The 13,753-nt window shown below is 73.0% G+C and carries 12 protein-coding genes; 1 reads left to right on the top strand and 11 read right to left on the bottom strand.

Translation table 11 applies throughout. The annotated features are described in order from the left end of the window. Positions 1 to 220: 220 nt before the first annotated feature. The 5 genes from MRB58_RS03475 to MRB58_RS03455 all read right to left on the bottom strand — a co-directional run bounded on the left by MRB58_RS03475 (position 221) and on the right by MRB58_RS03455 (position 6,780). Positions 221 to 1,720 carry a phosphomannomutase/phosphoglucomutase gene (locus MRB58_RS03475; RefSeq protein WP_244780321.1) on the bottom strand — a complete coding sequence of 500 codons (1,500 nt, stop codon included), beginning with the start codon at positions 1,718 to 1,720 and terminating at the stop codon, positions 221 to 223. Positions 1,721 to 1,819: 99 nt separating this feature from the next. Further along, positions 1,820 to 3,922, bottom strand: a complete 2,103-nt coding sequence (locus MRB58_RS03470; protein WP_244780320.1) for an acetate--CoA ligase family protein — start codon at positions 3,920 to 3,922, stop codon at positions 1,820 to 1,822. Next, positions 3,919 to 4,296, bottom strand: coding sequence for a Zn-ribbon domain-containing OB-fold protein (locus MRB58_RS03465; protein WP_244780319.1), 378 nt, complete (start codon positions 4,294 to 4,296; stop codon positions 3,919 to 3,921). Before MRB58_RS03465 ends, MRB58_RS03470 begins: the two co-directional genes overlap by 4 nt. Before the next feature lie 4 nt (positions 4,297 to 4,300). Next, on the bottom strand, positions 4,301 to 5,434 hold the full coding sequence (locus MRB58_RS03460; RefSeq protein ID WP_244780318.1) for a thiolase family protein: 1,134 nt from the start codon (positions 5,432 to 5,434) through the stop codon (positions 4,301 to 4,303). After that, positions 5,431 to 6,780, bottom strand: a complete 1,350-nt coding sequence (locus tag MRB58_RS03455) for an NAD(P)/FAD-dependent oxidoreductase (RefSeq protein ID WP_244780317.1) — start codon at positions 6,778 to 6,780, stop codon at positions 5,431 to 5,433. The genes MRB58_RS03460 and MRB58_RS03455 overlap by 4 nt, the downstream gene beginning before the upstream one ends. Positions 6,781 to 6,984: 204 nt before the next feature. Here MRB58_RS03455 and MRB58_RS03450 point away from each other — a divergent pair, with 204 nt between their 5' ends. Next, on the top strand, positions 6,985 to 7,764 hold the full coding sequence (locus tag MRB58_RS03450) for an IclR family transcriptional regulator (RefSeq protein ID WP_244780316.1): 780 nt from the start codon (positions 6,985 to 6,987) through the stop codon (positions 7,762 to 7,764). Between the two features lie 14 nt (positions 7,765 to 7,778). On the opposite strand, the gene MRB58_RS03445 is transcribed toward MRB58_RS03450, so the two are convergent. The 6 genes from MRB58_RS03445 to MRB58_RS03420 form a co-directional block, all read right to left on the bottom strand. Continuing rightward, positions 7,779 to 8,978, bottom strand: a complete 1,200-nt coding sequence (locus MRB58_RS03445; RefSeq protein ID WP_244780315.1) for an NAD(P)/FAD-dependent oxidoreductase — start codon at positions 8,976 to 8,978, stop codon at positions 7,779 to 7,781. A gap of 114 nt (positions 8,979 to 9,092) precedes the next feature. Beyond that, a complete protein-coding gene (locus tag MRB58_RS03440; protein WP_244780314.1) occupies positions 9,093 to 9,566 on the bottom strand; it encodes a DUF6505 family protein in 474 nt (157 codons plus the stop codon). Beyond that, entirely contained in the window at positions 9,563 to 10,270 is a 708-nt protein-coding gene (locus tag MRB58_RS03435; RefSeq protein ID WP_244780313.1) for a biotin/lipoate--protein ligase family protein, read from the bottom strand. Before MRB58_RS03435 ends, MRB58_RS03440 begins: the two co-directional genes overlap by 4 nt. Before the next feature lie 7 nt (positions 10,271 to 10,277). Then, positions 10,278 to 11,414, bottom strand: coding sequence for an Mrp/NBP35 family ATP-binding protein (locus MRB58_RS03430; protein WP_244780312.1), 1,137 nt, complete (start codon positions 11,412 to 11,414; stop codon positions 10,278 to 10,280). Further along, complete coding sequence (locus MRB58_RS03425) at positions 11,407 to 11,631, bottom strand: DUF6494 family protein (protein WP_244780311.1); 225 nt, start codon at positions 11,629 to 11,631, stop codon at positions 11,407 to 11,409. Before MRB58_RS03425 ends, MRB58_RS03430 begins: the two co-directional genes overlap by 8 nt. Positions 11,632 to 11,654: 23 nt before the next feature. Continuing rightward, on the bottom strand, positions 11,655 to 13,670 hold the full coding sequence (locus tag MRB58_RS03420; RefSeq protein WP_244780310.1) for a 4Fe-4S dicluster domain-containing protein: 2,016 nt from the start codon (positions 13,668 to 13,670) through the stop codon (positions 11,655 to 11,657). Positions 13,671 to 13,753: the final 83 nt, after the last annotated feature.

Raw genomic sequence — 13,753 nt, 5'->3', positions numbered from 1 at the left:
GACGCGACGGATAGCCGGCCGCCCAAGACGCTTACGTGCTGACACAAGCATTTAGTCCGAACGGGCGGCACAAGGAAGGGTTGCCGCCCCACCGTGCGCCGGCACCCCGGGGCGCGGCGCGGCCGCCGGGGCGGGGCCGTCTCAACGTGCGCGACGGCGACGCGCCGGACGAGCCGGCGCGTCCGCCCGGGTTCGGGCGTGACGAGGGCCGTCGCCGCCGTCAGATCGTCTGGTTGTAGGCGCCGACTTCCGGGTTCTCGCGCAGCACGTCGTCCACCGCCTTGAACATGGCGCGCATGTTCGCCTCGCTCGTCGGGCTCTCGACGACGACCACCAGCTCCGGCTTGTTGGAGGAGGCGCGCACCAGACCCCAGGTGCCGTCCTCGGCCACCACGCGCACGCCGTTCACGGTGATCAGCTCGGCGATCTTCTGCCCCGCGATCGCTTCGCCCTTGGCGTGCATGTCCTCGAAGCGCTTCACCACCTTGTCGACGACGGTGTACTTGATCTCGTCGTCGCAGTGGGGCGACATCGTCGGCGTCTGCCAGGTCTTCTGCAGCTCGCCGCGCAGCTCTGACATCGTCTTGTCCGGGTTGCGGTCCAGCATCTCCAGGATCGCGATCGCCGAGATGAGGCCGTCGTCGTAGCCCCGGCCGATCGGCTCGTTGAAGAAGAAGTGGCCCGACTTCTCGAACCCCGCCACGGCGTTCAGCTCGTTGACGCGGCGCTTGATGTAGCTGTGGCCGGTCTTGAAGTAGTCCGTCTTGGCCTCGTTCGCCTGCAACACCGGGTCGGTCATGAAGAGGCCGGTCGACTTCACGTCGACGACGAACTGCGAGCCCTTCTTCAGCTTGGAGAGATCGCGCGCCAGCATCACGCCGATGATGTCGGCGTAGATCTCGTCGCCGGTCTCGGTGATGACGCCGCAGCGGTCGCCGTCGCCGTCGAACCCGAAGCCGACGTCCGCGTCGTGCTCCCTCACCGCCTTGGCGATGGCGTGGAGCATTTCCATGTCTTCCGGGTTCGGATTGTAGCGCGGGAAGGTGAAGTCGAGCTCGGCGTCGAGCGGGATCACCTCCACGCCGAGGCGCTCCAGCGTCTGCGGGGCGAAGGCGCCGGCGGTGCCGTTGCCGCACGCCGCGACGACCTTCAACGGCCGCTTGATCTTCCGATCCTTGACGAGGTCGTCCATGTAGATCTTCGGGAAGCCGTCGACGAAGACGTACGAGCCGCCGCCCTCGAGGTCGTACTTGCCGTTGAGGACGATGTCCTTGAGGCGGCCCATCTCGTCGGGCCCGAAGGTGCGCGGGCGGTCGGCGCCCATCTTCACGCCGGTCCAGCCGTTTTCGTTGTGGCTGGCGGTCACCATCGCCACCGCCGGCACGTCCAGCGCGAATTGCGCAAAGTAGGCCATCGGCGTCACGGCGAGGCCGATGTCGTGCACTTTGCAACCCGCGGCCATCAGCCCTTGGATCAAGGCAAGCTTGATCGACGCCGAGTAGGAGCGGAAGTCGTGCCCGGTGACGATCTCGCGCGGCTTGCCCATCTCGCCGAGGATGGTGCCGATGCCCATGCCGAGCGCCTGCACGCCCATCAGGTTCAGCTCTTTGCCGAAGAGCCAGCGGGCATCGTACTCGCGGAAGCCGGTGGGCTTCACCATCGGCTCCGACTCGTAGGCGTAGGTGTTGGGGGTCAGCTGCGGCTGCGGTTTTGGAAACATCCTAGGGCCAAGCTCCGGCGGAGGGTCATTTCGTTTGAGGCGTACAAGTTAAACTCGCGCATATAAAGGGGGTTGCATGACGGGATCGGGGCAGCCCCCTCAGCCGCGCGTCTCGGTGCCGCCGGTCCCGGCCGGTGCGCCGGCCGCCGTCTCCACCAGACCGTCGACCGCCACCGCGCCCGTCGCCGTCACCATCAGCGGATTGATGTCGACCGAGACGACCCCGGCCGCCGCGTCCATCAGGAGCGCGGCCACCGCCTGCGCCGCCGCGGCGACCGCCCTGCGGTCGAGCGGCGGGTGGCCGCGCACGCCCTGGAAGAGGGGCGCGATGCGCAGCCGCGCCAACGCATCGTCGACGTCGGCGGCCGTGAACGGGGGGAGGAGGAGGGCGTTGTCGGGCATCGCCTCCACCGCGATGCCGCCGTCGCCGATCATCACGACCGGGCCGAACACCGGATCCATCACCCCGCCGATCGCCAGCTCGCGCTCGCCGCGCACCATCTCGGCCGCCAGCGCCCCCTCGAACGGGTGGCCGAGCGCCTCCACCGTGGCGGCGATCCGGGCGAAGGCGGCCTCCACCGCGGCGGGATCGCCGAGGCCGACGTGGACGAGGCCGTGCTCGGACTTGTGCGGGATCGCCGCCGACGCGGCCTTGAGGACGATGCGCCCGCCGATCTGGCCGAGGAACCGCACCGCCTCGTCGGCGCTGGCGCACAGCCGCCGCGCGACCGTGGGGACGCCGAAGCGCGCCAGCAGGTCGAGCGAGGCGGCTTCGCTCGACGTCGCGGCAGGGCCGGCGGCGGGGCGCGGCGGCACCATCGCGGCGACCGGGCGGGCCAGCATCTCGTTGTGCCGGGCGAACTGGGAGAGGGCGGCGATCGCCTCGTCCTCGGTCTGGAACGCCGGCACGCCGACGGCGGCGAACGCGTCGCGCACCTGGCGCTGCGGTGCGGCGAGGACCACGGGCTTGCCGGTCGCGGCGGTGAAGGCGGCGGCGTCGCGCGCATAGCCCGGAAAGTCGTACCCGCGGCCCGAGATCGGCACCGCCAGCAGGAACATGTGAACGTCCGGGTCGGCGCCGGCGGCGGGCAGCACCTTGCCGATCAGGCCGGGGTCCGAGAGCAGCGCCGCGGTCACGTCGATCGGGTTCTTCGGCGAGGCGAAGGTCGGGAGCGCGGCGGCGACGGTCGCCTCGGTCTCCGGCGCCAGCGTCGCCAGCGGCAGGCCCGCCCGCTCGGCGGCATCCGCGCACAGGACGCCGCTGGCGCCGCTGTTGGAGAGGATCGCGACGTTGCGACCCTGCGGCCGCCAGCCCTGCAGGTACATCTCGGTCGCGCGCACGAGATCGGCCATCCCGTCCGCCCGCCAGATGCCGTGCTTGGCGAAGAACGCGTCGACCGTGCGGTCGGGCGTCGCGATCGCGCCGGTGTGCGAGGCGGCCGCCCGTGCCCCCTGCGCCGAGCGGCCGGACTTGATGGCGATGATCGGCACGCCGCGCTCGCGCCCCAACGCGGCGGCGCGGGCCAGCATCGCCGGATCGTCCAACGCCTCCAGATAGAGGAGGAGGAGCCGCACGCCCTCGTCCTGCACGATCTCGGTGGCCAGCTCGGAGGCGGTCACGTCGCAGTCGTTGCCGGTGGCATTGACGTGGCGCACGCCGATGCCGCGCTGACGCAGGAGGCCGTAGGGCGCCGCCGCCATCGCGCCCGACTGGCTGACGATGGCGACCGGCCCGTCCTGCGGCGGCTCCTCGATGAACATGGTCGAGAAGCTCATGATCGCGCCGGTGCCGAAGTTGGCGAGTCCCTGGCTGTTGGGGCCGACGAGGCGCATCCCCGCCGCATTGGCGAGGGTGCGCATGCGCGCCTCCTCCGCCTTGCCCGCCGCGCCCAATTCGCCGAAGCCGGACGCGATGATGATCGCCGCCTTGGCGCCGATCCGCGCCGCGGCCTCCACCGCGTCGATCGCCGCCTGCCCGGGCACGGCGACGACGACGCAGTCCGGCGCCTCCGGCAGCGCTTCCAGCGAGGCGAAGGCGGGGATCCCCTGCACGGTCTGCCGCGCCGGGTTGATGGGCAGGATCCGGCCCCGATAGCCGAGCGCCTTCATGTAATAGAGCGGCCGCCCGCCGATCTTGTCGGTGTTGTCCGACGCGCCGACGACGGCGACGGACGAGGGGCGGACGAGGGCGGCAAGGCTCATCGGTCGGTGTCTCCGGCAGGCTCGAAGAGGGCGAGCGGGCGCTCGCCGACGGTGTGGGTCCGGGCCGTGACGGCGTCGCCCACCGCGAGGCCCGGCGCGGCGTGCCCCATCATGCGCCCCCCCTCGGCGAGGTCCACCAGGGCGATGGCGTAAGGCACCAGCGGGCGATAGTCGGGCGTCGGCGCCCGGTGGACCGTGGTGATCGCGGCGACGTGCCCGCGGCCCGACAGCACGGCCGGCACCAGCGCCGCCGCGCCGCAGGCCGCGCAGGTCTCGCGCGGCGCGGCCTGGAGCGTGTCGCAGGCGGTGCAGCGTTCCATCTCGATGCGGCCGGCGGTCGCGGCCGCGCGGCGCCGTTCGACGATTGCCTTCATGGCCTCAGTCCTCCGCCAGAACGAGGCTGACGTGGGCGGAGAGGACGCCCCCGTCGGCATGGACGAAGGCGGTGCGTGGCCGCCGCGGCGCCTGCCGCGCGCCCGCCGTGCCGCGCATCTGCCGCACCGTCTCCACCACGTGGGCGATTCCGCCCGCGACGCCGCAGTGGCCGAACGACAGCAGCCCGCCGTGGGTGTTGAGGGGCACCGCGTCGATCCCGTAGCGGCCGGCCGCGAGGTCGCGCGCGGCGCGCCCTCGTGCGGAGAAGCCGAGTTCTTCCAGGAGAATGAGCGCGGTGATGGTGAACGAATCGTAGATCCCGAGATAGTCGATGTCGCCGGCCGAGAGGCCGGCCTCGGCAAACGCGCGGGCGGCGGCGCGCGCCGCGCCGGTGTCGTCGAGGTCGGCGAGGGCGCTGACGTGCTGGTGGCGGTGGGCCTGGCCGGCGCCGGCCAGGCGCGGTCCCGCGCCGTCCGCCGCGACGAGGAAGGCCGCCGCCCCGTCCGAGATCGGGCAGCAGTCGAGGAGCTTCAGCGGTGTCGCGATGGGGCGTGAGGCGAGGACGTCGTCGATCGTGATCGGCGCGGTGAGGTGTGCGCCGGGGTGGCGCGCGGCGTTCTCGCGCATGGCGACGGCGAAGGTGGCGAGATCCGGCTCGGTGACGCCGTGCGCGGCCATGTAGAGCGAGGCGAGGAGGGCGTAGTAGCCGGGGATGGTGGCGCCATAGGGCACCTCCGTCTCGGCGTGGCCGACCTGGGCGAGGGCCTTGATGGCGTCGTCCCGCCCGCCCTCGTTGGTGAGGCGGTTCTCGCCCGCGACCACGAGGACGCTGCGGCACTGCCCGCTCTCCACCAGCACCTTGGCCAGCATCAGCATCGCCCCACCCGTCGCGCCGCCGCACGAGAGAGCATGCGCGTAGGCCGGGTCGAGGCCGTAGTGCTCGGCGAACAGCGTTGCCATCATGATGTGCGGCATGGCCGTGCTGTACCCGGTCAGCAGCCCGTCGACTTCGCCGCGCTCGCGGCCGGCGTCGGCGAGCGCGGCGCTGGCGGCCTCGGCCATCAGGTCCAGCGTGTCGCGGCCCTCGTGGCGGCCGAAGCGTGTGTCGCCGATGCCGGCGATGCGGGCGCGCGTCATCGGGCGGCGGCGCGGGCGAGGTCGCCGGTGAGATCGGCGGCGTAGGCGCGCGCGTCGATCTCCAGCGTGTAGCGCGCGGCGTCGAGGTAGGTTCTGGCGACCGTCTCGCGATGCTCGCGCACCTCGTGCTCCATGACCTCGGGATCGGGGAGCGGCAGGCGGCCCGACAGAACGGCGGCGATCCACCGTGCCTGCACCTCCACCAGGGGGATCGTCGGCCCGATCGGCTGCACCAGGCCGGCGAACATCAGCCCCGGATGCGCCGTCGATAGGATGCGCCGGTAGAGCGCCGGCGGCGCCCCTTCGCCGACGGCGAACACCGCGGGGTCCAGGAACGGGAAGGTGGTGCGGTAGCCGGTGGCGTAGACGATGGCGTCGACCCGCTCCCGGCTGCCGTCGACGAAGGCGACCTCGTCTCCGGCGAGTTCGGCGACGTTGGGTTTCATCGCGATCCAGCCGTGGCCCAGATAGGGGAGGAGGTCCTGGCTCAGCGTCGCGTGCTCGCGCCACACCGGGTGCGCCGGCAGCGGCACGCCGAACCGCTCCTGCGCCCCGTAGGTCAGCCGCGCGATGCGTGCCGCGACCGACCGCGCCCGCCGCACCGGCAGCTTGAAGCGGCGGATGAGCAGGCCGAGGAAGCGGTCGGTCGGCATGCCGCCGATGTACTTGGGCATGATCCACGCGCTGCGGCGGGTGGAGAGGAAGGTCGCCGCCGCGCTCTTGGCGACGTCGACCGCGATGTCCACCGCCGAGTTGCCGATGCCCACCACCAGCACGCGCCTGCCGGCGAACGGCTCGGCGGTGCGGTAATGGTGGGAGTGGGTGACGGTGCCGGCAAAGTCGCCCGGAAAGTCCGGCATTCGCGGCTCTGACAGGTGGCCGTTGGCGACGATCACCCGGGCATGGCGCGTGGTCGTGCGGGGCCCGCCGGCGGTCGGCTCGGTGGTGACGTCGAACCCGCCGCCCGCCGGCTCCACGGCGACGACCGTCGTGCCGAAGCGGATGGCCCGGCGCAGGCCGAAGCGCTCAGCATATCGCTCGAAGTGGGCGAGCATGTGGGCATGGGACGGGTAGTCGGGCAAAGTCTCGTCCAGCGGAAAATCCGGCCAGGCAAGGCTCTGCCGCGAGGAATCGATGTGCAGGCTGCGGTAGGCGGAGGAGGTGCCGGAGTCGTTCTCGTAACGCCACATGCCGCCGATGTCGGACCCGCGCTCGACGCCCTCGGCGGCGACGCCGGCCTCGGCGAGCGCCTTCAGCGCCGTAAGCCCGGAGACCCCCGCGCCGACGACGCACACGGTAGCACCCGCGGAACCGCCGGTCGGCGGGCTGGTGACGTCCTCGGACATGCGCGTGGCTCTCCCCCTGGTCGGCTGCGTGCCGTGCGGTGGCTGGCCCGGCCCGGCCGCCGCCATCATTTTCGTCGGAGCTTTAAGTTGCTCGCCGGCGAGGTCAACGCGTGGGCCCGGCGGGTTTTCTCGCTCTGCGATACTTTCTTGAATTTTTGCCCCCGGAGAGCGACAACCGGACCCGTCGGTGTCGCGGAGGGCGAGATGGCGGAAGACACGGTGCCGGCGGGCGAGACGGTCGGCAGCATCGGCCGCGCGGTGGCGGCGATCCGCTGTGTCGCGCGGGGCGGGGCCGAGGGACGGCGCCTGTCGGACGTCGCGCGCGAGATCGGCCTTCACAAGGCGACCGCGGCGCGTGTCCTCGCCACGCTGACCGAGACCGGGGTGCTGCGCCGCGAGGACGATCGTCGCTACCGCATCGCCCCGCAGTTCCTGGAGGCGCTGGGGCTGCCGGTCTCGCTGGGAGCGCTGCGCCAGCGGGCGCGCGGGGAGCTGATGGAGCTGGTCGAGAAGGTGGAGGACACCGGCCTCCTCTCGGTGCGCAGCGGCCTCGAATCGCTGTGCATCGACCGGCATGTCGGTCGCCACCCGCTGCAGGCGCTGTCGCTCGACGTCGGCGCGCGGCGGCCTCTCGGGGCGGGGGCGGGGAGCCTGGCGCTGCTCGCCTTCCTGCCGCGGGACGAGCGCGAGACGATCCTCGCCGCGCTCGCCGACCGGCTCCCCTACCGCAGCGTCACCGCCGAGGCGATCCGCCACCATGCCGCCGAGGCGCGGCGCGACGGCTACACCTACCTGCCGGACTTCGTGGTGCACGGGATGACGGGCATCGGCGCCCCGGTGCGCGAGCCCTCCGGGCTGATCGTGGCGGCCGTCTCGGTCGCGGGGGTCGGAGACCGGCTGAAGGGCCCGCGCCGCGATGAGGTGGCGCGCCTCGTGCTGGAGGCGTGCGGGCGGATCGAGGCGCGCCTCGCCGGCGGCGCCTGATCCGGCGCGCCGGTTCAGCGGCCGCGCGCGGCCTTCATCAGCGGGCCGAGGTCGTAGTCGCTCGCCGCCAGCGTCTCGCGGGTCAACGGCACGTCGGTCGCCATCAGGCGGCGGGCCTGCATGTGGGTGCGCGCATCGTTGATGGTCTCGACCGCGGTGAGCCGATCGCCGTCGAAGCGCAGAACCGCGCCGTCCTCGCGGCCGACGGCGGTGTCTTCGGGGGTCGCGAGGCCGGCGATCTGCAGCTTCCAGTCGGCCTGGTCGGACCAGAACCAGGGGACCGCGGCGTAAGGGTCGGCGACGCCCTTGACGAGCCGCCGGGCGATGGCGCGCGCATGGTCGACCGCCGCCTGCACGCTCTCGAGCCGCACCGGGCGGCCGGTCCGCGGATCGGGGAAGACCGCGCAGTCTCCCAGCGCCGAGATCGCCGGATCCGCGGTGGCGAGCTGCGCGTCCACCACGACACCGTTGGCGACGGCGAGGCCCGCCGCCTCGGCGAGCTCGGAGTTGGGCCGCACCCCGGCCGCCAGCAGGACGAGGTCGGCCGCGATCTCGCTGCCGTCCGCCAGCACGATGGCGCCCTCGCGCACTCGCGCGACCGGCTGGCCGAGGCGCACGTCGGTCCCCATCCCCTGGTGCATCGCCAGGAACCGCTGCGACAGCTCCGGCGAGACGACCCGCGCCATCAGCCGCGGCGCCGCCTCCGCCACCGTGACGTCGTGGCCGAGCGTGCGTGCCACCGCCGCGAATTCCAGCCCGATGAAGCCGCCGCCGATCACCGCGACGCGCCGGGGCGCCGCCAGCAGGTCGCGCAGCCGCGCCGCATCGGCGAGCGTGCGCAGGTCGACGGTATGCTCGAGCCCGGCGATCGGCGGGCGCAGGTTGCGTGTGCCGGTGGCGATGACGAGGTGGTCGTAGGGGAAGCGCGTTTCGCCGGCGACCGCCTCGCGCGCCTCCCGGTCGATGGTGTCGATCCGCAGGCCGTGGACGAGGGTGATGGCGTTGGCGTCGAAGAAGGCGGCGGGGCGCAACTCCAGCTCGTCCGCGACGCCGGTCTTGAGGTAGGCCTTGGAGAGGGGCGGACGCTGGTAGGGCAGGCCCGCCTCGTCGCCGATCAGCGTGATTTCGCCGATGAACCCTTCCTGGCGCAGGCTGGCCGCGGCCTGGAAGCCGCCCTGTCCCGCGCCGACGATGACGATCCGTCCGCTGTCCACGCTACCCTGTCCCTCCGTCTCGGCCCCGGCCGCGGAGGCGGGGGGCGTCGCCGGAGTGGTACGCCGGTTCGTGGGTCGGTTGAAAGACCCGCCGCGCCGATCGGGCCCGGCAAGCTAGGAGCCGTGCACGGCGAAGCTCTCCAGCGGGGCCGCGACCGGGGCGACCGGGCGGAAGCGCTCGCGCACGCCGACCTCCTCCAGCGTGCGCTCGACCAGGATCAGCGTGTTCGCCTCATAGTCGTTGCAGAGGTCGCGCGCGTGGCCGAGTTCCTCCAGCGCCACCGGCATCGCCGCCTCGCGCGACGGGGCGCCGTAGTGGGCGACGAAGTGGTCGGCCAGCGCCTCGGCGGCGGCGGTCCACTCGCGCTCGGTGATCGGCGCCACGGCGACGACCGAGGCGCGGCCGAAGGTCTCGAGGCCGAGCCAGCCGTGCGCGAACGCCTGCCGGCGCTTGCCGGTGAGGTCCGCCTCGGTCCAGTTGGAATAGGCGAATGCGCCCGAGATCGCCCATTCGCCGACCTCCGCGGCATGCTCGAAGACGTTGAGGTCGCTCTCGTCGAGCCGGATCACGCGGGCGAGGTGGGTCATGGTCGGGTGAGCATCCGGGTGAGAGGGACCGTGACGGTGCCGTGCGTGCCGGCGACGACGGCACCGCCGCGCTCGTCGAGCCCCAGGAGGCGGCCGGGGACGGGCACGGCCACGGGGCCGCCGATATCGGCGCAGGCGGCCGACCAGGCGGCGCCGACGGGCGCGAAGCCTTCGGACACGAAGCGGTTGATCCAGGACAGCATATGCCGCGACAGGCTCTCGACGAGCGCGGTGGGCGTCAGCGCCGCGAAGCCCTCCTCGGCGAGCGTGGTGGTGCCGGGTGTGTCGCCCGGCCGCTCTGCCGGCGTGCCGAGCGGGATCGTCACCGCGGCGACCAGCCAGTCGGGCTCGGCGCCGGGGTCCTCAGCGTTGGCGGCGGCGCGCCAGGTGGGACCGACCGCCCCGTTGATGCGCGTCGCGGCCGGCCAGACGTGGTGGATCGCGACCTCCGGCGGGCCCAGCGCGCCGAGACTGTCGGCCAGCGCCAGTTGCAGCGCGGGGATCACGCCCACGGCCTCGCCCAGCCGCACCTCCGGTGCCAGGACGATGGCGAACGCCAGCGCCGCCGGCGTGATCTCATAAAGCACCGTGCCGGGGGCGACGCCCGCCTCGGCCCGCGCCACCGCCGCGGCGAAGACGTCGCCCGTCACCGCCTCGCCGCGCAAGAGGGGCGGCAGGACGGGCGCCTCGGCGAGCGTGCTCACCGGCGCCTCACGGGGCGGGGGCCTGCAGCGCGTCGGAGGCGAGGAGCGCGTCGGCGACGGCCATGAAGGCGGCTGCCTGCGGGCTCTCCGGCTTCAGGACGACGATGGGCGCGCCCCCGTCGCCGGCGACACGAATGTCAAGGTCGAGCGGCACTTCGCCGAGGAACGGCACGCCGATGCGCGCCGCCTCCGCCTTGGCGCCGCCGTGGCCGAACGGGTGGTGCACCTTGCCGCACCCGTCGCACACGAAGGCCGACATGTTCTCGATCACGCCGAGGATGGGCGTGCCCATCTTCTTGAACATGTCGATCCCCTTGCGCGCGTCGATCAGCGCGATGTCCTGCGGGGTGGAAACGATGACCGCGCCCGCGACGTCGGTGTTCTGGCAGAGCGTCATCTGCACGTCGCCGGTGCCGGGCGGCAGGTCGACGACCAGGACGTCGAGCCGGCCCCACTGCACCTGTCGCAGCATCTGCTGCAAGGCGCCGATCAGCATCGGCCCGCGCCAGGCGAGCGCCTCGTCCTCGCCCACCATCAGCCCCAGCGACATCAAGGTCACGCCGTGGTTGCGGTGGGGGAGGATGATGTTGCCGTCCGGGCTCGACGGGCGGCCGGACACGCCCAACATGCGCGGCTGGCTCGGCCCGTAGACGTCGGCGTCCAGCATGCCGACCTTCTGCCCGCGCGCCGCCAGCGCCACGGCAAGGTTCGCGGCCACGGTCGACTTGCCGACGCCGCCTTTGCCGGAGGCGACGGCGATCACCGTCTTCACCCCCGGCGGGTTCTTCGGCCGCGTCATGCCGAGCGGCTTGGGGATGGCGACGGGGCGCGTCTTCGGCTCCGGTTTGGGCGCGGGTCGGGGCGCGTCGGCCGCCGGCATCGTGCGCGGCGCACCGGCGACGGCGTGCGCCGTCATGATCGCCGAGACGCGTTCCACCCCGGCGAGTGCGGCGACCGCCCGCTCGGCCGCGGCGCGCACCGGCTCCATCGCGGCCCCGCGCGCGGCGTCCACCTCCAGGATGAAGCTCACCGCGCCGCCCTTGATGGTGAGCGCCTTGACCTGGTCGCCGGTGATGATGTCCGCGCCACGTCCCGGATCGACGATCTGGGAGAGGGCGGCGCGGACCGCGGCCTCGTCAATCATCGGCGCCCGGCATCTCGATGGTGCCGGTCACCTCGTGCGAGAGGCCGAGCCCCTCGACGCTGAGGACGACCTTGGCGTTGACCGGGCCGGCCGGCAGGGCGCCGGACTCGCGTGCGGCGCGCACCGCCTCCTCGATCTCGCGCTGCGAGGTGACGCCGACCGTCTTGAGGAACTTCCTCAGGCTCATGTTGAAGGCGTCTGGCGTCGTGTCGGTCATCGAATCCTCCGGGCGGGGGGCGCCTAGTTCATCTTCTTGTTGCGTTCGATCTCGTCCGCCGTGGTCATCACGCGCGGCCGGTCGCCCATGCGGAAAGGCGAGTTTTCGGAATGGTACTGCGCATTCACGCGGCAATCATCGCACATCTGGATCAGCCGCACATTGTCCGATCCGGTGTACATCCAGTGCTTGCCCGACAGCTTCTCGACGATCCGCTCGATGGTCGAGCGCACGCCGAACGGCTTGCCGCAGGAGATGCAGTCGAACGGCTCCTCCTCGTTGAGGACGCGGTGGCTCATCGCCGCGTTGGAGAGGTCGAGCTGCGGGGCGAGGGCGATGGCGTTCTCCGGGCACGTCGCCTCGCAGATGCCGCACTGCACGCAGGCGGCCTCCTGGAAGCGCACCTGCGGCTTGTCCGGATTGTCGGCGAGCGCGCCGGTCGGGCAGAGCGAGACGCAGGCGAGGCACAGCGTGCAGGCGTCCGCGTCCAGCCGAATCGCGCCGTAGGGGGCACGCTCGGGAAGCGGAATGGGTGCGGCCGGCTCGCCCGCGGCGAAGGCCTGGGCGGCGAGCGCCTTGGCGGCGAGGCGCGTCACCTCGCGCCGTCCCCCCAGCGGCAGGACCGGTTGCGCGGCGAGCGGCGCGGGGGCCGCCCGCCACAGCGCCTCTTCGAGGGCGTCCGGGTCGGCGGGGGCGATCACCGCGAGGCGCGCGGCGGCGTCCTGCCCGGCGCCGAGGGCGATCGCCCGCGCGAAGCCGAGTTCGCGGGCGAGGCTCTCGCCGTCGGTGCGCGGCGTCTCCAGCACGAACGCGGCCGCGAAGCCGACGCCGAGCGCCGCCATCAGCTCGGCATGGCCGATGAGCTCGACGTTGGGGACGCAAAGCGGGATCACGTCCGGCGGCAGGCCGCGGCCGAACCGGGCCGAAAGGGCGATCATCTCGCCCCCGAACGCGTCGTCATGGAAAAGGACGCGCGGGGCGGTGCCGCCGGCGGCGCGGAAGGCACGGGCCATCGTCGAGAGCCGCGCGAACAGCGTTTCCACCGGCGGCGCGTCGTAGGACGCCGCGCCTGTGGGGCAGACGGCGGCGCACGCCCCGCAGCCGGCGCAGATCATCGGGTCGATCGCCACCGTGTCGCCGGCGGAGGTGATGGCGCCGGTGGGGCACAGGTCGAGGCAGCGGGTGCAACCGGGCTGCGCGGCCCGGCTGTGGGCACACAGCGACGCGTCGAACCGCACATAAAGCGGTTTCTCGAAGCTGCCGACGAGGTCCGCCGCCTCGGCGATCGCGCCGGCGACGGCGGCGGGGCTCTTCGGGTCCGCCTTCACGTAGCCGTCGCGCTTGTGCGGGGCGGAGACGAGCGCCGCGCCGCCGGTGAGGTCCACCACCACGTCGCACTGCGAGCGCGCCCCGTCGGTCGCTGCGGCGAACGAGACCGCGCCGCGCCCGGCCGGATCGGCGGGGGCGTATCCGTCGACGGTGGTCTCGAAGCGGCCGAGCGCGCCGGTGAGGGTGCGCACGCGGCCGAGGGCGAGGTCGAACCGCTCGGTCGGTGTGAGGCCATCGGGACGCGTGGGGAAGAGGACGGTGACGGCGAGCGTCTCGGCGAGCGCGGCGGCGGCCTGGAGAGCGGCCTCGCCGCCCGCCGCGTCGGCCAGCACCAGCGCGACGCCCTCCGAGACGATGTCGAGCGCGGGGGCGGCGGGGACGGGGAGCGCCGCCTCGGCCAGCAGCGCGGCCTGCTTGGGGTGCGCCGGGCCGGCATCGGTCCAGCCGGCACGGTCGCGGATGTCGACCAGGGTCAGCCGCTCGGCGGCGCCGCGCTCGGCCGCGAGGTCGGCGAACTGGCGCGTCTGTTGGCCGCAGGCGATGACGGTGTGCCCCGGCGCCTCCAGCGCGGCCTCGGCGATCGCGACCTCGTTCGTGCACAAAAGCTCGCACACCCGCGTATCGCCGGCGGCGATCGCGGTGCCGGCGGTCGCCGGGTCCACGGACTGGCTGCCGCCGCAGGTGCACAACAGGAGGCGATCGACTGACATGGAGGACTCCGCGCGGTTCGACTTCGGGACGTGGCAGGGTCGGCGGTCTGGTCCCCATGCCTTTGACATTGTCTAAGTCGTAT

The sequence above is a fragment of the Acuticoccus sp. I52.16.1 genome, from assembly GCF_022865125.1.
Lineage (GTDB): Bacteria > Pseudomonadota > Alphaproteobacteria > Rhizobiales > Amorphaceae > Acuticoccus.
This window is presented reverse-complemented; position numbering and strand designations above follow the sequence as displayed.